Genomic DNA, 18,892 nt, shown 5'->3' with positions numbered 1-18,892 from the left:
TGGTGCAACCTCTGTAGACGCCGACGAGCGTCTACAGAAGAGCAAAGCGTGGTCAGCTTAGTTCAATGCGATCCGCGTGAATCACAATCTGGCCCTGCTTGTACAACGCACCAATGGCCTTCTTGAAGTTGCCCTTGCTCACGCCGAACAAGTTGCTGATCACCGCCGGATCACTCTTGTCGCTGACCGGCAAGCTGCCGTTGTTTTCACGCAACTTGGCGAGGATCTTCGAGTTGAGGCTGGAGGCCGCTTCCTGGCCGACCGGCTGCAGGCTCAGGCTGATGTTGCCATCGGCGCGGATCTCTTTGATAAAGCCCTTCTCTTCTTTCCCTGGGCGCAGGAACTTGAACACTTCGTTCTTGTGGATCAGGCCCCAGTGCTTGTTGTTGATGATCGCCTTGAAGCCCATGTCAGTGGCTTCGGCCACCAGCAGGTCGACCTCCTGGCCCACCTGGTAGTTGGCAGGGGTCTTGTCCAGGTAGCGATCCAGGCGTGCAGTGGCGGTGATGCGCTTGGTGTGTTTGTCGAGGTAGACGTGCACCACGCAGTATTCACCTGCGGTCATCTGGCGCTTTTCTTCCGAATACGGCAGCAACAGATCCTTGGGCAAACCCCAGTCGAGGAACACGCCAATGCTGTTGACTTCCACCACTTTCAAACTGGCGAATTCACCCACTTGAACTTTGGGCTTTTCAGTCGTGGCGATAAGTTTGTCATCGCTGTCCAGATAAATGAAAACGTTTAGCCAGTCTTCATCTTCACTAGGAATATCTTTGGGGATATACCGATTAGGCAAGAGGATTTCGCCATCTTGCGCTCCGTCCAGGTACAAACCAAAGTTAGTGTGTTTAACCACTTGCAAGCTGTTGTAGCGCCCGACCAAAGCCATTTTCAATACCCTCATTACGTGGGCGGCATTCTACCCGAGTTGTGCCCGCCACGCGCGCGCGCCTGAAAAATCGCGGGTTGACATGGCTCCGACCCGCTCGTCTGATCAATCGACCCATTTTTTCCGCGCAGTCGGTCACGGATAGCTCCATGGTTTCGAGCTAAAACAGTAAGTTAGGGGATTATTTCAACGATGAACTTCGGCTATTTCCCACCGCGCCACTTATTCCCAGGGGATATTTGCCAAGCAATTGTCAAGTATTTCCTGTACGATGCCTGGCCAAGTTAATTTTCTACAGGTTAGTGGCCGCCATGCGCGTAAAAGCATCCAACAGCAAAGCAAAGCCAGCTCCCGCCGTTGAAACCAGCGAATCGATCAACAGCCAGATTGCTGCATTCCTCAAGTCCGGCGGCGAAATCCAGCAGATTGCCAAGGGCGTGAGCGGCCAGACTTTCGGCCCATCCAAGCAGATCAGCCTGGGTAAGAAGTAATACCGCGCAACACACCTGGTCCCTACGCGTCTTGCCATCAAGGCGCTAGGACTAGAGCCCGAAATACCCTCTGCTTACCTTCATCATCGCGCTAATCGACGAACGGGCCTCACCGCCTGGCATTCGCCGGTATGCTTGCACACGTCTAGCACGGGCATCTGCCCGATTTTCTCCGTTACTGCTCCTCGCTTTTCATGGAGTGAAGCATGTTCAAACCCTGCATATTCCTGGTCGGCGCCCTGATTGCCAGCCCTCTCGCCGAAGCCCAGATCTTCCAGCGTGAATTGGGTGACTTCGACTTGAAATTGGGCACGACGCCCAGCCGCAGCATGGCCCAGGGCCTGGTCAAGCCAACGTCTCCCGGCAGCGATTCATTCCATGGCGGGCTGGACCTGAGCCACGACAGCGGCCTGTACTTCGGCCAGTTTTCACCGAACATGGGCCTGTCTTCGTCCAGCAACCTCGAAGTCGATTCCTACATGGGCTTCAAGCACCCCTTCGACCAGACTTTGGGCTACGAAGTGGGCCTGATCCACTACAGCTACCCCACGCTCAGCCCCCTCGACAGCCAGGAGTTCTACGGCGGCCTGAACCTGCTGGGCAATCGCTTCGGCGCCTCCTTCAGCAACGACCCGGACCGCCAGGACAGCACCCTGTTTGCCGACCTCGGCGGCACCCAGCCGTTCGGCATCGGCGTCAGCATGAAATACACCACTCATCAGTTGGGCACCCCGGTCTCGGTGGACGGCGGCTCCATTCGGACCTTCAGCGACTGGTCGGTGCAATTCTCCCGACAGTGGATGGGCGTGGACTTGAACCTGATCTACAGCGATTCCAGCCTCAGCGGCGGGGATTGCTCGGCCTATTCCGGACACAACTCGCAATGCGATGGGCTGTTGACGTTGAAGGCCGCACGGTCGTTTTATTGAGGCGCTGAACTGTCGCACCCGGCGCGGGTTCACATGTGATAACCCACTCTGCGAAGGACCCGCCCATGCTGCGTCGGCTCAAACTACTGGTGGTACTGCTGACCCTGAGCCTGGTGCTCACCGGTTGCAATCGCGTGGGCCTAGCCTATCGCAACCTCGACGTGATCATCCCCTGGACCCTCAATGACTACCTGGACATGAATGCCGGGCAGAAGAGTTGGTTCAACGACAAGCTCAAGGAACACCTGGCCTGGCACTGCACCACGCAATTGCCGGGCTACCTGGATTGGCTGGACCGCCTGCAACAGATGGCCAACGACAATCAGGTCACCGACGCCGCACTCCAGGCCCGGACCACCGAGGCCAAACAGGCCATTGACGAAGTCGCCCGTGAGATCACGCCCTCTGCCATCGAACTGCTCCAAGGCCTGGACGACCAGCAGGTCAAGGAAATGAGCGACGCCCTGGCCAAGGACCTGCGCAAGCGCCAGGACGAATATCTCAAGCCGCCCCTTGCCCAGCAGATCAAGGACCGCGCCGAGCGCATGAGCAAACGCCTGGACGCCTGGATCGGCCCGCTCAGCGCCAGCCAGCAGAACCGGGTGACCGCCTGGTCCATCGCACTGGGCGAGCAGAACCATGAATGGATCGGCAACCGCGCCCGCTGGCAGGCGCAATTTATCGACGCCGTGCAACAGCGCAAAAACGCCGACTTCCCGCAGAAAATGCAGCAGTTGCTGGTGGACCGCGAAAACCTGTGGACCCCGCAATATCGCACCGCCTATGCACAGACGGAAGCCGCGGCCCGCAGCCTGATTGTCGACGTGATGGCCGAAAGCACTGTGCAGCAACGGCAGAAACTCACCCAGAAAATCGACAAGGTGCGCAGCGATTTCCAGGCGCTTAAATGCCTGAAGAGCGTGCAGCCCTAGCTGGGTGCCAAGGTCCCCAGCCAGGCCACAAGCCCCAGGATCAGCACCACCGCCCCAAACTCCAGGGTGATGCTGCGACGCAAGGCATTACGCGCCGCTCTGTGGTCACCCGCCGCGAGGGAGCGCTGAAGCAGGGGCGTCAAGTGCGAGCGATTGAGCGCCGCCAGCCCCGACATCAAGCCGAACATCCCCAACTTCAAGCACAACAGGATTGCGTAGACACCGCCGGTGATGCCATCCAAGTTCGGCCCGACCACAAACAGATAATTCGCCACGCCCGTACCGACCACTACCGCGACGAAGACCACACCAACACGCTCGAAGCCCGCCAAGGCGTGTGCCAACACCTGCACCGCCTGCTCAGACGCACTCGCCAGCATCAGCCCGAACGCCGCCAATGCCCCGACCCAGCCCGCCGCTGCCAGCAGATGCGCACTGTCGCTTAGCAGATGCCACTGCCCCAACGAGCCCTCATGCATCACGCCATGCCCGACCCACGCCAGCGTCACCAACGCGACGCCGCCGAACAAGGTGGCCAATCGGGTACTGAGCGCAACCAGCACCAGCGCCGCAATGCGCAACCACCACGTCCAGCCCAGCTCGCTCTGCCAGAGCATCATCTGCAGGTGCATCCACAGTCAAGGCCCAGACCGGGCTGCGCCAGAGGCCGAGCCCGCCCAGCAAGCCGCCGACGGCCAAGCCTTTGACGAAGGTTCGTCGGGAGGTATTGGAGTGCATGCCGATTCAATTCCATGAGTTGAATGGCAGCAGAGTAGGCAGGGCCGGCTGTCAGCCAGCTTAGCGGCAGATTACCGATCTGACAGTTTCGCCCCGGCGTTGCGAGCGTGCCGGGGCGTATTGGATATCAGGCGATCTGGGCCTTGGAGGCGACCTCGGCGAAGGCCGCCGGGTCCAGCGCGTCGGATTGCTCATCCAGCACTTGGCGTGGGTGATCGTTGCCCGGAATCGAACTGTCGATCAGCGCCAGCAACTGCGCGCCCAGCGGGGTCAGGATGAAATTCTCGCCATTACCGCCCTCATCTTCGGGGCGCGATTCGATAAAACCGCGCTTGAACAGCAGCGCTTCATAATCCGCAGCAGTCTTCTTGAGCGCGTCCAGATTACCGGTGGACTCGCCCGCCGTGGCCTTCTCAGCCGCTTCCTGCTCGGCGTATTTGCGCGGGGCGAAGCTGCCCTCGCCGTTCTGCACTTCATGCAGCAGACGTTCGATCAAATCCCAGTTGTAAGTCGTCATCCTGATTCCTCCTGCGGGCGAGTGGAAAGTAGCCCGTTAAAGGTGTGACCCGCCGCGCCACTGGCCGTTCAGCCAAAGAGACGAGCGTCATTGGCGTGAACTTTCCAGGTGCCCGCGACCTCAACTGAATATCCCAGCCAAGGAGGTGCACCCATGAAAACCCTGATGAACCTGGCCATCGCCACCGCATTGTTGACCGCCCTGCCCGCCTGGGCCTGTACGCCAGACGAGGCTACCGCCAAGCGCGAGCAACTGGCTCAGGAAGTGGCCAAGCTGACCGAGCAGAACCCGACCAAGGCCAAGGAGATGAACGACGAGCTGCAAAAGATGGACTTGGACACCGAAAGCGCGGAATTCCCGGACAAGTGCCAGTTGATCAATGCTCGCCTGAAGGAGCTCAAGGAAGCAGCCGCCAAGGCCAAAAACTGACGGCATAAAAAAACCGGACAATCGTCCGGTTTTTTCACATCACCTGCGCCTTATTCGGCGGCGGGGGCTTCCGGCTTGCGGCGCTTGAGCGGCGCCATGCCGTCCTTGCTGACGAGCGACAGGTTGTCGGTCTTCGGCCGGTTGGCGATCTTGCGCTTGGTCGGCGACTTGGCGCCGGTTTTCTTCTTGTCGCCCTTGGCGTCGGTCTTTTTCTTCTTCACGCCAACGGCCTTGCCCGACGCCTTGACCTTCTTCGGCCCGGTGTAGGTGCCTTTGACTTCCTTGATGGTGCGGCGCTCGAACGATTGCTTGAGGTAGCGCTCGATGCTCGACATCAGGTTCCAGTCGCCGTGGCAGATCAGCGAGATGGCCAGGCCGTCATTGCCGGCACGCCCGGTACGCCCGATACGGTGCACGTATTCGTCGCCACTGCGCGGCATGTCGAAGTTGATCACCAAGTCCAGGCCGTCAACGTCCAAGCCACGGGCGGCGACGTCGGTGGCGACCAGGATCTTCACGCCGCCAGCCTTGAGGCGGTCGATGGCCAGCTTGCGGTCCTTCTGGTCTTTCTCGCCGTGCAGCACGAACGCCTTGTATTCCTGGGCCACCAGGCGGCCATAGATGCGGTCGGCGGCGGCGCGGGTGTTGGTGAACACGATGGCTTTCTGATAGGTCTCGTTGGCCAGCAGCCAGTTGAGAATCTGCTCTTTGTGCACATTGTGGTCGGCGGTGACGATCTGCTGACGCGTGGTCGCGTTCAGGTCGCTGACGTTGTTGACCTGCAGGTGCTCAGGGTTGTTCAGTACCTTGGCGACCATGTCGCGCAGGGTCGAACCACCGGTGGTGGCGGAGAACAGCATAGTCTGCTGACGGTTGACGCATTCGCCCACCAGACGTTGAACGTCGTCGGCAAAGCCCATGTCGAGCATGCGGTCGGCTTCGTCCAGCACCAGCACTTCGACTTCCTTGAGGTCGAGGTTGCCGGCGTTGAGCTGCTCGATCATGCGGCCTGGGGTGCCGATCAGGATGTCCGGCACCTTGCGCAGCATGGCGGCCTGGACTTTGAAGTCTTCACCGCCGGTGATGATGCCGGACTTGATGAAGGTGAACTGCGAGAAACGCTCGACTTCCTTCAGGGTCTGCTGGGCCAACTCGCGAGTCGGCAGCAGGATCAGGGTCTTGATGCTGACGCGAACCTTGGCCGGGCCGATCAGGCGGTTCAGCACAGGCAGGACGAAGGCGGCGGTCTTGCCGCTACCGGTTTGAGCTGTCACCCGCAGGTCACGCCCTTCGAGCGCGAGCGGGATGGCCGCTGCTTGCACAGGCGTAGGCTCGACAAATTTAAGCTCGGCCACGGCTTTGAGCAGGCGTTCGTGCAGGGCGAATTGGGAAAACACGGGTGCTACCTCGAAGAAATACAAAAAATCAGCTGCATAGGTTACCGGTTTCGGGCGTCCAAACCGAGTTTCTTTACGCGAACGGTGCGAATCGGCTGCTTTTTTGTCAGGGCATTTGTCCATGACATCAACTTTGTTGCACTTAAATGCTCTAATCGCCCCGTGTTGTCTTATAGAAGAATCGGTTTCACCCATGGATATCAAACAGCTCTGGCTCAACGTCCAAGACCTTTGGGGCACCCTCGACGAACACCCGCTGCTGCATGCCAGCCTCGGCTTGCTGGTGTTGCTGGTGGTGGCCCTGTTGCTCGGACGAGTGGCACGTTACCTCATCCTCCACGCCGTCAAACTGCTCGGCCGGCAACCGGCGCTGCACTGGCTCAACGACCTGCGGCACAACAAGGTCTTCCATCGCCTGGCGCAGATGACGCCGTCCTTGGTGATCCAGTTCGGCCTGTACCTGGTGCCAGACCTGAGCAAGACCGCCATCCTGTTCATCGGCAACGTGGCCCTGGCAATCACCATCCTGTTCCTGGTGCTGGCCACCAGCGCGCTGCTCAATGCCCTGCTGGACATCTACGCCCGCACCGAACACGCGCGCACCCGCTCGATCAAGGGCTACGTGCAGTTGGCGAAGATGGTGCTGTTCGTGTTTGGCGCGATCATCATCGTCGCCACCCTGATTGACCGCTCCCCCCTGTTGCTGCTGTCAGGGCTTGGCGCCATGTCGGCGGTGATCCTGTTGGTATACAAGGATACGCTGTTGTCGTTCGTCGCCAGCGTGCAGTTGACCAGCAACGACATGCTACGGGTCGGCGACTGGATCGAAATGCCCCAGGTCGGCGCGGATGGCGACGTGGTGGACATCACCCTGCACACGGTCAAGGTGCAGAACTTCGACAAGACCATCGTCTCCATCCCCACCTGGCGCCTGATGTCCGAGTCGTTCAAGAACTGGCGCGGCATGCAGGCCTCCGGCGGGCGCCGTATCAAGCGCAGCCTGTTCATCGACGCCAGCGGCGTGCGCTTCCTGCGCGACGACGAAGAACTGCGTATGACCCAGGTGCACTTGCTCACCGACTACATCGGGCGCAAGCAGGCCGAGCTCAAGGCCTGGAACGAAGCCCAGGGCCACAGCGCACAACTCTCGGCCAACCGCCGCCGCATGACCAACCTCGGCACCTTCCGCGCCTACGCCCTCGCCTACCTGAAAAGCCACCCGGACATCCAGCCGAACATGACCTGCATGGTGCGCCAGATGCAAACCACCGCCCAAGGCGTACCGCTGGAGATCTACTGCTTTACCCGCACCACGGCGTGGGCGGATTACGAGCGTATCCAGGGGGATATTTTTGATTACCTGCTGGCGGTGCTGCCGGAGTTTGGCTTGAGCCTGTATCAGCAGCCGAGTGGCAATGACTTGCGTGCGGGGGTGTTGCCGGCGGTGTTGGGGGCTAGTCATTTACCGGCCCCTGAAAGTCGCGCGGGCTAAATCACGGAGCGGTTGGGCGACTTCACGCCCAACCGACTGATCCACACCGCCCCCAGAATCACCAACCCGCCCAACGCCAACCGCCCCAGCGGCTCATGCTGGTTCCAGATCAGCAAGTTCAGCAGCAACCCCACTGGCACATGCAGGTTGTTCATCACCGCCAGCGTGCCGCCCTGCACCAGGCAAGCGCCCTTGTTCCACCAGTACATGCCCAGCGCGGTGCTCACCAGCCCGAGGAACACCAATACGCCCCATTGCAGTGGCGCATCGGGCAAGAAATTAGCCTTGCCGAACAGTAGGAACGCCGGCAGCACCACCAGCAATGCCCCTACGTAGAAGAAACCAAAGCGGCGGTAATGCGGCAGGTCGCTTGGGTAGCGTTTGACCAAGTGCTTGTACATCACCTGCCCGGCGGCATAGGTGAAGTTGGCCAATTGCAGCAGCAGGAAGCCTCCCAGGAAGTGCGGAGTGATCTGGTCGAAGCGGATCACCGCCGCACCCGCCACCGCCACCAGCGCCGCAATCAGCGCCCAGGGGTTGAAGCGACGATTGAGTGCATCCTCGATGAGGGTCACGTGCAACGGCGTGAGGATGGTGAACAGCAACACTTCGGGCACCGTGAGCACGCGAAAGCTCAGGTACAGGCACACATAGGTCACGCCGAACTGCAACGCGCCGATCACCAGCAAGCCGCGCATGAAGCCCGGTTCCACCGAGCGCCAGCGGGTCAGCGGGATGAATACCAAGCCGGCCAGCAACACGCGCACCAGCACGGCGAAATAGCTGTCGACGTGACCGGCGAGGTATTCGCCGATCAAGCTGAAGGAAAATGCCTGAATCAGGGTGACAACCAGTAAGTAGCCCATGCGCGCCTCGTTTCGAATGGGCGGGACATTAAAGGTTTTCGACGGTTGAAGAAACTCGGCGCAAAAAAAACCCGACCTCGCTAAAGCGGCAGTCGGGCAGGAGCACTCAGGAGCAAAAGTGCAAAGGGAGGTCTGTTACGCGTACTTGAAGGGCTTGCGTGGGGCTAGATAAACATCGCGGGATTATCTGGCGATTAACGGATCAGGCGACCTGGGCCAACAGGGCCTTGGCGTGGTTGATGCCCTTCTCCTGGAAGTCCCCACTGAGGTTCACCCCTTCGGCGTGAATGAAGGTGACGTCGTGAATCCCGATAAAAGCCATGACCTGACGCAGGTAGGGTTCCTGGTGATCAGAGCTGGCCCCGGTATGGATACCGCCGCGCGCAGTGAGCACGATGGCGCGTTTGCCGGTCAGCAGGCCCTGTGGCCCGGTGGCGGTGTACTTGAAGGTCACACCGGCCCGCAACACGTGATCCAGCCAGGCTTTGAGAGTGCTGGGGATAGCGAAGTTGTACATCGGCGCGGCCATCACCAGAACGTCGGCAGCCAACAACTCATTGGTCAATTCGTCGGAGCGGTCCAGGGACGCCTGCTCGCTGTCGTTGCGTTGATCCGCTGGTTTCATCCAGCCGCCGAGCAGGTTGGCGTCCAGGTGCGGAACCGGGTTGAGGGCCACATCGCGCACGGTGATCTGATCGGCCGGGTGAACGGCCTGCCACTGACTGATGAACTGATGGGTCAGTTGGCGGGAAATCGAATCCTGCTGGCGAGCACTGCTTTCGATGATCAGAACATTGGACATGGCCTTGTAGGCTCCATCTGAAATTGCTGTAAGGCGATGGAGTGGAGATTAAACAGAGCCAATTCGATTAAAAAGCGCAAAAAACTGCTATAACCCATCTATAAATTTGTTTATAAGCGGAGCGTGCTCCGCTGCTGGGTTACTTCGGTGCGCAAGCCAGGGCGATCCGCATCTTGATAATGGCGCGGTTGAACTTGACCGTGGTGTTGGTGCTTTTGCCTGCTGGCACCGTGACCGTGCGGCGACGCGGCGATTCCGGGCCGTTGGTGAAGATTACCGAGCAAACGGCATCGTTGGTGCCGTAGTTATTGAGTTGAATCGAGCTGATATCGCCGTCCACGTCAGAAGCGGTGTAATCGATGCTGACGCCGTCGATCTTTTTCGTCACGTCGATGGGGTAGGCAAACGCACTTAACGGCAGCAGCGCCAGCAACACACAACAGAATTTTCTCATTCGGCAGTCTCCAATAAGGACTGTCAGCTTAGGACAAGAGGAACCCATCTTGAAAGCGCCCCGCGTTACCCTCGATCAATGGCGCACGCTGCAAGCCGTGGTCGACCATGGCGGCTTCGCCCAGGCGGCCGAAGCGCTGCACCGTTCGCAGTCCTCGGTGAGCTACACCGTGGCCCGCATGCAAGACCAGCTTGGCGTGCCGTTGCTGCGCATCGACGGGCGCAAAGCGGTGCTCACCGACGCCGGTGAAGTGCTGTTGCGCCGCTCCCGGCAACTGGTAAAAAACGCCAGTCAGTTGGAAGACCTCGCCCACCATATGGAACAAGGCTGGGAAGCCGAGGTGCGACTGGTGGTGGACGCGGCCTATCCAAACGCTCGCCTGGTACGCGCGCTCACCGCATTCATGCCGCAGAGCCGCGGTTGCCGTGTGCGTCTGCGTGAAGAAGTGCTGTCGGGTGTTGAAGAGTTGCTGATGGAAGGCGTGGCCGACCTGGCGATTTGCGGTTTCAGCATTCCAGGTTACCTGGGCACAGAAATGAGCGATGTGGAATTCGTCGCCGTGGCGCACCCCGAGCATACCTTGCACCGCATGAATCGCGAGTTGAGCTTCCAGGATCTGGAAAGCCAGATGCAAGTGGTGATCCGCGATTCCGGCCGCCAGCAACCACGGGATGTGGGCTGGCTCGGCGCCGAACAGCGCTGGACTGTCGGCAGCCTGGCTACCGCCGCCGCGTTTGTGGGCAGTGGCCTGGGCTTTGCGTGGCTGCCCCGACACATGATCGAACGCGAACTCGCCGAAGGCGTGCTCAAGCAACTCCCCTTGGAACAGGGCGGCAGCCGTCACCCCACGTTCTTTCTGTATTCCAATAAAGACAAACCCTTGGGCCCGGCAACGCAGATCCTCGTGGAACTGCTGCGCACCTTTGACACCGCCCCGTTGGATGCGCCTTTCGCCGCCCCACAGCAAGCCTGAAACGGAGTTCACGCATGGCCTGGTTCGACCACGAAGGATGCATCCTGCACTACGAGGAATACGGCCACGGTACGCCGCTGATCCTGATCCACGGCCTGGGCTCCAGCAGCCAGGATTGGGAGCTGCAGATTCCGGTGCTGGCCAGGCATTACCGACTGATCGTGGTGGATGTGCGCGGCCACGGGCGCTCGGACAAACCGCGCGAACGCTACAGCATCCAGGGCTTCACCTTTGATCTGCTGGCGCTGATCGAACACTTGGATCTGCCACCCGCCCATGTGGTGGGTTTGTCCATGGGCGGCATGATCGCCTTCCAACTGGCAGTGGACGAACCCGCCCAGGTCAAGAGCCTCTGCATCGTCAACAGCGCGCCGGAGGTGAAGGTGCGCAGTGCCGATGATTACTGGCAATGGGCCAAACGTTGGAGCCTGGCGCGCGTGCTCAGCCTGGCCACTATCGGCAAGGCGCTGGGCGACCGACTTTTTCCCAAACCAGAGCAGGCCGACCTGCGCCGCAAGATGGCCGAACGCTGGGCAAAAAACGACAAACGTGCTTATCTCGCCAGCTTCGATGCCATTGTGGGCTGGGGCGTGCAGGAACGACTTTCCAGAATCACCTGTCCAACCCTGGTCATCAGCGCCGACCACGACTACACCCCCGTGGCGCAGAAAGAAAACTATGTAAAACTGCTGCCCGATGCGCGACTGGTGGTGATAGAGGATTCCCGCCATGCCACGCCCTTGGATCAACCCGAAGTCTTTAACGCAACCCTGCTCGATTTTCTAAAGACAGTCGAAACCACTACCCAGGATCACTGACCCATGTTGAAAAAAATCGCCTTCTTTGCCGGTTCCGTTCTGTTCGCCGCCAACCTGATGGCCGCTGAGCCCGCCAAGGCGCCCCACGTATTGATCACCACCACCAACGGCGACATCGAGATCGAACTGGACCCGGTCAAGGCGCCGATCAGCACCAAGAACTTCTTGGCCTATGTCGACAAGGGCTTCTACACCAATACGATTTTCCACCGCGTGATCCCAGGCTTCATGGTCCAGGGCGGCGGATTTACCGCACAGATGTCGCAGAAGCCGACCGAAGCACCGATCAAGAACGAAGCCAGCAACGGCCTGCATAACGTGCGTGGCACCCTGTCGATGGCGCGCACCAATGACCCGAATTCGGCCACCAGCCAATTCTTCATCAACGTCGCTGACAATGCCTTCCTCGACCCGGGCCGCGATGCCGGTTACGCCGTATTCGCCAAAGTGGTCAAGGGCATGGACGTGGTTGATGTGATCGTCAACTCGCAGACCACCACCAAGCAGGGCATGCAGAACGTGCCAATCGATCCTGTTGTGATCAAGTCGGCCAAGCGCATCGACTGAGGTCAGCAGGTAGCTCCGCGCGCAGCCCACAAGGCCGCGCGCGCACTTGAAAGGAGAGCCCGCCCCGCGGGCGTCATACCTAATGCTCTATCGTCGTTTTGAACAACTGATCGATATTTTCCGCGACGCCCCCAGCGAAGCCCCGCCCGACAACGTCCTGCCCTTCTACCTCTACTACCTGCGCCAAGTGTGGCCGCATTTCGCCGCCTTGCTGGTGGTGGGCCTGATCGGGGCGCTGATCGAAGTGGCGCTGTTCAGCTACCTGAGCCGCATCATCGACCTGGCCCAAGGCACGCCGCCGGCCAACTTCTTCCAGTTGCATAGCACCGAGCTGATCTGGATGGCCGTGGTCGCCCTGCTGCTGCGCCCGATCTTCGGCGCCCTGCATGACTTGCTGGTGCACCAGACCATCAGCCCCGGCATGACCAGTCTGATCCGCTGGCAGAACCACAGTTACGTGCTCAAGCAGAGCCTGAATTTCTTCCAGAACGACTTCGCCGGGCGTATTGCCCAGCGCATCATGCAAACCGGCAACTCCTTGCGCGACTCTGCCGTGGCGGCAGTGGATGCGATCTGGCACGTGGCGATCTACGCCATCAGTTCCCTGGTGCTGTTTGCCGAAGCTGATTGGCGCCTGATGATCCCGCTGGTGACCTGGATCATTTGCTACAGCCTGGCGCTGCGCTTCTTCGTGCCACGGGTGAAGGAGCGCTCGGTGATTTCCTCCGAAGCGCGCTCCAAGTTGATGGGCCGCATCGTCGACGGTTACACCAACATCACCACCTTGAAGCTGTTCGCCCATACTCGCTATGAGCAGGAATACGCCAAGGAAGCGATCATCGAACAAACCGAAAAAACCCAGTTGGCTAGCCGCGTCGTCACCAGCATGGACATCGTGATCACCACCATGAACGGCCTGCTGATCGTCACCACCACCGGCCTGGCCCTGTGGTTGTGGACGCAGTCGCTGATCTCGGTGGGCGCGATTGCCCTGGCCACGGGTTTGGTGATCCGTATCGTCAACATGTCCGGCTGGATCATGTGGGTGGTCAACGGCATTTTCGAGAACATTGGCCAGGTGCAGGACGGCTTGAAGACCATCGCCCAGCCACTCGCCGTGATCGACCGCGACAACGCCCCGCGCCTGAGCGTGCCCCATGGCGAAGTGCGTTTCGAACAGGTGGATTTCCACTACGGCAAGAAGAGCGGAATCATTGGCGGCCTGAACCTTGAGATCAAGGCCGGTGAAAAGATCGGCCTGATCGGGCCGTCGGGTGCAGGCAAGTCGACGTTGGTCAACCTGCTGCTACGCCTGTACGACCTGCAAGGCGGACGCATCCTGATCGATGGTCAGAACATCGCCGACGTCGCCCAGGAATCCTTGCGCGAACAGATCGGCATGATCACCCAGGACACTTCGCTGCTGCACCGCTCGATCCGCGACAACTTGCTGTACGGCAAGCCGGATGCCACCGATGAAGAACTCTGGTCCGCCGTGCACAAGGCGCGTGCCGATGAGTTCATCCCGTTGCTGTCGGATTCCGAAGGCCGTACCGGGCTGGATGCGCATGTCGGTGAGCGCGGGGTGAAGCTCTCCGGCGGGCAGCGTCAACGCATCGCTATCGCCCGCGTGCTGCTCAAGGACGCGCCGATCCTGATCATGGACGAAGCCACCTCCGCGCTGGATTCGGAAGTGGAAGCGGCCATCCAGGAGAGCCTGGAAACCCTGATGCAGGGCAAGACGGTGATTGCGATCGCGCACCGGTTGTCGACCATTGCACGGATGGACCGCCTGGTGGTGCTGGAGAAAGGCCAGATTGCCGAGAGCGGCAGCCACGCCGAGTTGCTGGCCCATGGCGGGCTGTATGCGCGGTTGTGGCAGCACCAGACCGGAGGTTTTGTCGGCATCGACTAACCCACCTCTGTAGGAGCCGGCTTGCCGGCGATTGCGGCCTCAAGCACTGCAGTGATCTATCTGGCCTCATCGGCGGCAAGCCGGCGCCTACAGGTTAAAACGACGCCAGCCCTCTATTTCAAAGGGCTGGCGTTTTTTTTGGGCTGGAATTGTGCAGCAACCCTGCTGTAATCAGTGCAGTGCCCAGAAGGGCGCTGAAGTAAATCTGCAGGGAGCATCACTGATTTACGGATCCGGTAGAGCGATCTATCAAGGACGGGCGGCATGTCTTTGTTCAAGCGTTCAATCACAGAGGGGCTAGGTACATTTTGGTTGGTGTTGGGCGGTTGCGGGAGTGCGGTGCTTGCCGCAGCGTTCCCTGCAGTCGGGATTGGATTGTTGGGCGTGTCCCTGGCATTCGGGCTCACGGTGCTGACCATGGCGTTCGCCATCGGGCATATCAGCGGCTGTCACCTCAACCCGGCAGTGTCGGTTGGGCTGGTTGTGGGCGGACGGTTTCCGGCCAGGGAACTACCGGCGTACATCGTGGCGCAGGTGGTCGGCGGTACGATCGCCGCTGCGTTGCTGTATTTCATTGCCAGCGGCAAACCGGGGTTCGAACTCGCGTCGGGCCTGGCGTCCAACGGTTATGGCGCGCATTCACCCGGCGGCTATTCGATGGCGGCGGGGTTTGTGAGTGAGCTGGTAATGACCGCCATGTTCGTGGTGATCATCCTCGGCGCCACCGACCGCCGTGCCCCAGTGGGCCTTGCGCCCATCGCCATCGGCCTGGCGCTGACACTCATCCACCTGATCTCCATCCCCGTCACCAACACGTCAGTCAATCCGGCCCGCAGTACGGGCCCGGCATTGATCGTCGGCGGGTGGGCGATCCAGCAATTGTGGATGTTCTGGCTCGCGCCAATCCTCGGCGCGGTAATCGGTGGTGTGACCTACCGCTGGCTGGGCAAGGAAGAGCCGGGCTGACGCAACAGGGATTCAGCCCTGTCGATAAGGCAGGGCTGCCCTCGCCTCCTCGGCATACGCCACGATCCCCACCCGCTCGCGCTCGAGGAAATCTTCCACGGCGTTCTTCAATCCCGGATGGCGCAAGTAGTGCCAGGACCGCGTGATCACCGGTTCAAACCCGCGAATCAACTTGTGCTCGCCCTGTGCCCCCGCATCAAAGCGTTGCAGGCCGTGGGCGATGGCGTAGTCCATGCCCTGGTAGAAACAGGTTTCGAAATGCAGGCGGTCGAACTCCGCCAGGCAGCCCCAGTAGCGGCCGTAGAAGCTGTCGCCGCCGATCAGGCTGAAGGCCATGGCCACCGGGCGGGTGCCTTGTTTGGCCAGGACCACGCGAATCGCTTCGGGCATGCGCTCGGCCAGCAGGCTGAAGAACGCGCGGGTCAGGTAGGGTGATTGGCGGCGCACCGCGTAGGTGTTGGCGTAGCAGGCGTAGACGAAATCCCACTGGGCCTCGCTCAGTTCATGGCCTTGCAGCCACTCGAAGTCGATGCCCTGCCCTGCCACTTGTTCGCGCTCTTTGCGCATCTGTTTGCGCTTGCGTGAACTCAAGGCATCAAGGAAATCCTGGAAGTCGCGATAACCCCGGTTCTGCCAGTGAAACTGACAACCCAGGCGCTGCAGCCAGCCCGGTTGTTGGGCCAGTGCCGTATCGGCCAGTTCGTCAGTGAAGTTGATGTGGGCACTGGAGAGCCCTTCGATTTCCAGGTAACCCGGCAGGCTTTTCAGCAGTTCGAACCCCTTCTCTGCACTCGCCGCCAACAGGCGTGGCCCGCTGACCGGGCTGAACGGCACGGCAGTCAGCAGCTTAGGGTAGTACTCAATGCCAGCCCGCTCGCAAGCATCCGCCCAACCGTGATCAAACACGTACTCGCCGTAGGAATGCCACTTGCGATAACTGGGCAGTGCCGCCACCAGCCGATCACCTTCCCAATGCAGCAAATGCTCCGGCTGCCAGCCCGATTGCGGGCCCAGGCTGGCGCTGTCTTCCAATGCGCTCAGGAAGGCGTGCCGTACGAACGGCTGGGCCTGTGGCACCAGCGCATCCCAGGCTTGCGGGGCGATCTCGGACAGGCTGTCCAGGCGTTGCAACGGCATCGGCATCCTCACTGGTTTGGGGCGTGAAAGCTTGGCGAGTATCGCTGATTGCCGGCCTTGGCACACCCCCGTTTCGCACGACAAGGCTCTAAACCAATAGTTCCGAACGTGAAAAATTTGTCATCTAGATGACATCACTTCGCCACTGCTCGGTCATAAACGATCGTGATACTGACGCCTGTTTTTAGAGCGCCTGGTTCTACCCGGCGGCTATTTTTCCGTCCGTCATCGGTCGGTTGTGTCCTGGATGGTTTGCCATCCCTCCTCACTTTCGGAGATTGATATGCGTCTTGCTTCCACTAAAACTGCGGCGGTCCTGTGCGGCGGCCTGTTACTGGCCCTGAGCGTTCCGGCCAGCGCCGCAGTCGACGCTAAATTGCTCGACATGCTCAAGGCCAACGGCCAGATCACCGCGGCGCAGTACACTGAACTGCAAAGCGAATTGGCCAAAGACCAGAAAGAACAGCAGATCGCACGGCAAGCTCAACAAGAGACCAACGAACAGATCGCGGCCACCGCGAAGAAAACCAACGAGCTGAGCAGCTTCGACCAGAAGCTGGCCTGGGCGGCCAAGACTCAGTTCAAGGGTGACGTACGTTTCCGTCAGGAAACCGTGAAAATCCAGGGCGAATCCAACAACGGCGGCCGCGACAAAGACCGCCAGCGCATCCGTGCCCGCCTGGGCGCCTACACCGAGATCAACTCGCAAGTCGACACCGGTATCCGCATTGCCACCGGTAGCAGCGACGATGCGCGCTCGACCAACCAGGACCAGGACAACTATTTCGACAAGAAGTCGATCTGGCTGGACCTTGGCTACATCGACTACCACCCGGACCAGATCAAGAACCTGCACGTGATCGGCGGCAAGATGCTGCAACCGTGGGTGAACATGGGCGACGTCATCTGGGATAGCGACATCAACCCTGAAGGCCTGGCCCTGACCTACAAATACCCTCTGGGCAGCAGCGCCGAACTGTTCGGCAGCCTCGGCAACTACAACCTCAAGGACAACGTCGACGGCGACGGCGTGCAGTTCCGTCACGACCTGCGCCTGACCTCTGGCCAGTTGGGCACACGCTTCTCGGTCACCGACAACCTGAAAATGACCCTGGGCGGCAGCGTCTACGCCTACCAGAATGACAAGGACAGCCGTTGCACAACCACCACCACGCCTTGCGCACTGGCGGTCAACGGTAACTCGGCCGACAACCAGTTCCGCCTGTATGAAGGCTTTGCCCAAGCCGACATCGGCGGCCTGGCTGTACCGCTGGCGTTCTACGGCCAGTACGTGAAAAACAACGACGCCGTGACCGACCAGGACACCGCCTGGCTGATCGGCGCCAAGTCGAAAGTGTTCGGTTTCAACCTGGACTACAACTACCGCGACATTCAGCGTAATGCCGTGGTGGGTGCCTTCACCGACTCGGACTTCGCCAACGGCACCACCGGTTCGCGCGGTCACAAGATGAAGGTCAGCTACGACATCGACAAGAACTTCGCCCTCGGTGCCACGTACTTCCTGACCAAGGCCGACTACGCCAGCCGCACCCAGCGTGACGCCAACACCAACACCCTGCAGTTGGACGCAGAAGCCAAGTTCTAATAGTCAGTGTTGAAAGCCTCGGGCCAGGACGGCCCGGGGTGGCTGTAACAGTCTTGCGTGGGTGGAGCGGTCCCCATCATCCGTCCGATCCATCCACGTGAGCCTGCTTATTCCCCGCCTTTGTGATCCTTGAGTCGTTCTTCAGCCAAGCGCTGCGCCAAGGCCTCCATACCCTCTCCCGGCTCATCCGGCATTATCTTCAGCGTCGCCTGCATCAGGCGCATCTGGCGGATAAACCGGCGACAGTTCGGGCAGAACATCAGGTGATGACGCACCAGCAGACGCTCGCGAAAGGTCAGTTGCCCATCGAGATAGTCACTGGAACGTGCCACTTGTTCTTTACAGGTCAACATTCGCCCGTTTCCTCAAAATGCTCCACCGTGGCGAAGACTTTAAGCCGTGCTCGATGCAATAGCACACGGACATTGGAGAGCGACAACGTCAGAAGATTACAGATCTCTTCCAACTCCAGCCCCTGGCGTTCACGTAGCACCAGCACGCTGCTTTGCAATTCAGACAAACTCAGCAACGTATGCTCCAGGCACTTGCGCAGCTCATCCTCGGTCAGCAAGGCTTCCGGGGTGTCCTGATGCCAGGCGTAGGGGGCGACAGCCCAGTGGCCATCATCCGGAGAGAAACGGTCATCGCCAATGGTGCCATGGGGCGAAGGCAGATCGTCGAGCAACACTTCGCGACGATTCTGCTTATAGCGCCCCTTGGCGGCGTTGGCGGTGATGGTCAGCAGCCAGGTCTTGAGACTGGAACGCCCTTCGAACTTAGGCAGGTTGCGCACCACCGACAGCCAGGCGTCTTGCACGACTTCGTCGGTGTGACGCTGGCCGACGATGGCATAGGCCACCGCCCGCATGGCGCTTTGGTAGGTGGTGACCAATTCCTTGTAGGCCTGCTGCTCACCCTTGAGCAGGCGTTCAAGCAGGTGCGCGTCGTCCGCTGCTGCCATCGTTTACCTCGAT

At 60.1% G+C, this 18,892-nt stretch carries 21 protein-coding genes and 1 pseudogene; 11 read left to right on the top strand and 11 right to left on the bottom strand.

Annotated features, from left to right (window positions below):
• Window positions 1–52 precede the first annotated feature (52 nt).
• Window positions 53–889, bottom strand: a complete 837-nt coding sequence (locus tag EJ576_RS14685; protein ID WP_017845295.1) for a S1 RNA-binding domain-containing protein — start codon at window positions 887–889, stop codon at window positions 53–55.
• 311 nt (window positions 890–1,200) lie between these two features.
• Here EJ576_RS14685 and EJ576_RS14680 point away from each other — a divergent pair, with 311 nt between their 5' ends.
• From EJ576_RS14680 to EJ576_RS14670, 3 genes are all read left to right on the top strand, one after another.
• Window positions 1,201–1,380, top strand: a complete 180-nt coding sequence (locus tag EJ576_RS14680; RefSeq protein ID WP_003193095.1) for a hypothetical protein — start codon at window positions 1,201–1,203, stop codon at window positions 1,378–1,380.
• Between the two features lie 206 nt (window positions 1,381–1,586).
• Window positions 1,587–2,309: a TorF family putative porin gene (locus tag EJ576_RS14675; RefSeq protein WP_123474491.1), complete on the top strand. Its 723-nt coding sequence runs from the start codon at window positions 1,587–1,589 to the stop codon at window positions 2,307–2,309.
• A 65-nt stretch (window positions 2,310–2,374) separates the two neighbouring features.
• Window positions 2,375–3,241 (top strand): DUF6279 family lipoprotein, encoded by an 867-nt coding sequence (locus tag EJ576_RS14670; RefSeq protein ID WP_028617393.1) that lies wholly within the window; start codon window positions 2,375–2,377, stop codon window positions 3,239–3,241.
• On the opposite strand, the gene copD is transcribed toward EJ576_RS14670, so the two are convergent.
• From copD to EJ576_RS14655, 3 genes and pseudogenes are all read right to left on the bottom strand, one after another.
• Window positions 3,238–3,873 (bottom strand): copper homeostasis membrane protein CopD, encoded by a 636-nt coding sequence (gene copD, locus EJ576_RS14665; protein WP_256656609.1) that lies wholly within the window; start codon window positions 3,871–3,873, stop codon window positions 3,238–3,240. The genes EJ576_RS14670 and copD overlap by 4 nt on opposite strands.
• A 4-nt stretch (window positions 3,874–3,877) precedes the next feature.
• Window positions 3,878–3,979 (bottom strand): annotated as a pseudogene (locus tag EJ576_RS14660) (twin-arginine translocation signal domain-containing protein); the annotation flags it as partial.
• A 127-nt stretch (window positions 3,980–4,106) separates the two neighbouring features.
• The gene (locus tag EJ576_RS14655; RefSeq protein WP_122726659.1) at window positions 4,107–4,496 is read right to left on the bottom strand and encodes a transcriptional regulator; all 390 of its coding nucleotides are present in this window, start codon (window positions 4,494–4,496) and stop codon (window positions 4,107–4,109) included.
• Window positions 4,497–4,649: 153 nt separating this feature from the next.
• On the opposite strand from EJ576_RS14655, the gene EJ576_RS14650 reads away from it, so the two are divergent.
• The gene (locus EJ576_RS14650) at window positions 4,650–4,925 is read left to right on the top strand and encodes a hypothetical protein (RefSeq protein ID WP_122726657.1); all 276 of its coding nucleotides are present in this window, start codon (window positions 4,650–4,652) and stop codon (window positions 4,923–4,925) included.
• A 50-nt stretch (window positions 4,926–4,975) separates the two neighbouring features.
• Here EJ576_RS14650 and EJ576_RS14645 read toward each other — a convergent pair whose 3' ends face one another.
• Complete coding sequence (locus EJ576_RS14645) at window positions 4,976–6,322, bottom strand: DEAD/DEAH box helicase (RefSeq protein ID WP_016979359.1); 1,347 nt, start codon at window positions 6,320–6,322, stop codon at window positions 4,976–4,978.
• Window positions 6,323–6,515: 193 nt separating this feature from the next.
• On the opposite strand from EJ576_RS14645, the gene EJ576_RS14640 reads away from it, so the two are divergent.
• Window positions 6,516–7,814 (top strand): mechanosensitive ion channel family protein, encoded by a 1,299-nt coding sequence (locus EJ576_RS14640; RefSeq protein ID WP_126570605.1) that lies wholly within the window; start codon window positions 6,516–6,518, stop codon window positions 7,812–7,814.
• Here the strand turns inward: EJ576_RS14640 and EJ576_RS14635 are convergent.
• The 3 genes from EJ576_RS14635 to EJ576_RS14625 all read right to left on the bottom strand — a co-directional run bounded on the left by EJ576_RS14635 (window position 7,811) and on the right by EJ576_RS14625 (window position 9,936).
• Window positions 7,811–8,680 carry a carboxylate/amino acid/amine transporter gene (locus EJ576_RS14635; protein WP_126570604.1) on the bottom strand — a complete coding sequence of 290 codons (870 nt, stop codon included), beginning with the start codon at window positions 8,678–8,680 and terminating at the stop codon, window positions 7,811–7,813. The genes EJ576_RS14640 and EJ576_RS14635 overlap by 4 nt on opposite strands.
• A 202-nt stretch (window positions 8,681–8,882) precedes the next feature.
• Window positions 8,883–9,482, bottom strand: a complete 600-nt coding sequence (locus EJ576_RS14630; RefSeq protein WP_126570603.1) for an FMN-dependent NADH-azoreductase — start codon at window positions 9,480–9,482, stop codon at window positions 8,883–8,885.
• A gap of 139 nt (window positions 9,483–9,621) precedes the next feature.
• Window positions 9,622–9,936, bottom strand: a complete 315-nt coding sequence (locus EJ576_RS14625; protein WP_028617426.1) for a hypothetical protein — start codon at window positions 9,934–9,936, stop codon at window positions 9,622–9,624.
• A gap of 49 nt (window positions 9,937–9,985) precedes the next feature.
• Between EJ576_RS14625 and EJ576_RS14620 the strand changes: the two genes are divergently transcribed.
• The 5 genes from EJ576_RS14620 (at window position 9,986) to aqpZ (ending at window position 15,175) form a co-directional block, all read left to right on the top strand.
• Window positions 9,986–10,909 carry a LysR family transcriptional regulator gene (locus EJ576_RS14620; RefSeq protein ID WP_028617427.1) on the top strand — a complete coding sequence of 308 codons (924 nt, stop codon included), beginning with the start codon at window positions 9,986–9,988 and terminating at the stop codon, window positions 10,907–10,909.
• 14 nt (window positions 10,910–10,923) lie between these two features.
• Window positions 10,924–11,727 carry an alpha/beta fold hydrolase gene (locus EJ576_RS14615; protein WP_126570602.1) on the top strand — a complete coding sequence of 268 codons (804 nt, stop codon included), beginning with the start codon at window positions 10,924–10,926 and terminating at the stop codon, window positions 11,725–11,727.
• A gap of 3 nt (window positions 11,728–11,730) precedes the next feature.
• Window positions 11,731–12,294, top strand: a complete 564-nt coding sequence (locus tag EJ576_RS14610) for a peptidylprolyl isomerase A (RefSeq protein WP_016979352.1) — start codon at window positions 11,731–11,733, stop codon at window positions 12,292–12,294.
• Between the two features lie 82 nt (window positions 12,295–12,376).
• The gene (locus EJ576_RS14605; RefSeq protein ID WP_126570601.1) at window positions 12,377–14,209 is read left to right on the top strand and encodes an ABC transporter ATP-binding protein; all 1,833 of its coding nucleotides are present in this window, start codon (window positions 12,377–12,379) and stop codon (window positions 14,207–14,209) included.
• Window positions 14,210–14,473: 264 nt separating this feature from the next.
• Complete coding sequence (gene aqpZ, locus EJ576_RS14600; RefSeq protein ID WP_123474497.1) at window positions 14,474–15,175, top strand: aquaporin Z; 702 nt, start codon at window positions 14,474–14,476, stop codon at window positions 15,173–15,175.
• A gap of 12 nt (window positions 15,176–15,187) precedes the next feature.
• Here aqpZ and EJ576_RS14595 read toward each other — a convergent pair whose 3' ends face one another.
• Window positions 15,188–16,312, bottom strand: coding sequence for a GNAT family N-acetyltransferase (locus tag EJ576_RS14595; protein ID WP_122726651.1), 1,125 nt, complete (start codon window positions 16,310–16,312; stop codon window positions 15,188–15,190).
• 283 nt (window positions 16,313–16,595) lie between these two features.
• Here EJ576_RS14595 and EJ576_RS14590 point away from each other — a divergent pair, with 283 nt between their 5' ends.
• A complete protein-coding gene (locus EJ576_RS14590; RefSeq protein ID WP_028617432.1) occupies window positions 16,596–17,918 on the top strand; it encodes a putative porin in 1,323 nt (440 codons plus the stop codon).
• A gap of 107 nt (window positions 17,919–18,025) precedes the next feature.
• Here the strand turns inward: EJ576_RS14590 and EJ576_RS14585 are convergent, their stop codons facing one another.
• Together EJ576_RS14585 and EJ576_RS14580 are read right to left on the bottom strand one after the other, a co-directional pair.
• On the bottom strand, window positions 18,026–18,271 hold the full coding sequence (locus EJ576_RS14585) for a zf-HC2 domain-containing protein (RefSeq protein ID WP_126570600.1): 246 nt from the start codon (window positions 18,269–18,271) through the stop codon (window positions 18,026–18,028).
• Entirely contained in the window at window positions 18,265–18,879 is a 615-nt protein-coding gene (locus tag EJ576_RS14580; protein ID WP_123474499.1) for an RNA polymerase sigma factor, read from the bottom strand. The genes EJ576_RS14585 and EJ576_RS14580 overlap by 7 nt, the downstream gene beginning before the upstream one ends.
• Window positions 18,880–18,892: the final 13 nt, after the last annotated feature.

Source organism: Pseudomonas sp. C 49-2, assembly GCF_003970195.1.
GTDB classification, from domain to species: domain Bacteria; phylum Pseudomonadota; class Gammaproteobacteria; order Pseudomonadales; family Pseudomonadaceae; genus Aquipseudomonas; species Aquipseudomonas canadensis.
The sequence above is the reverse complement of the archived record's forward strand: the minus strand, read 5'-3'. Positions and strand labels throughout refer to the sequence as shown.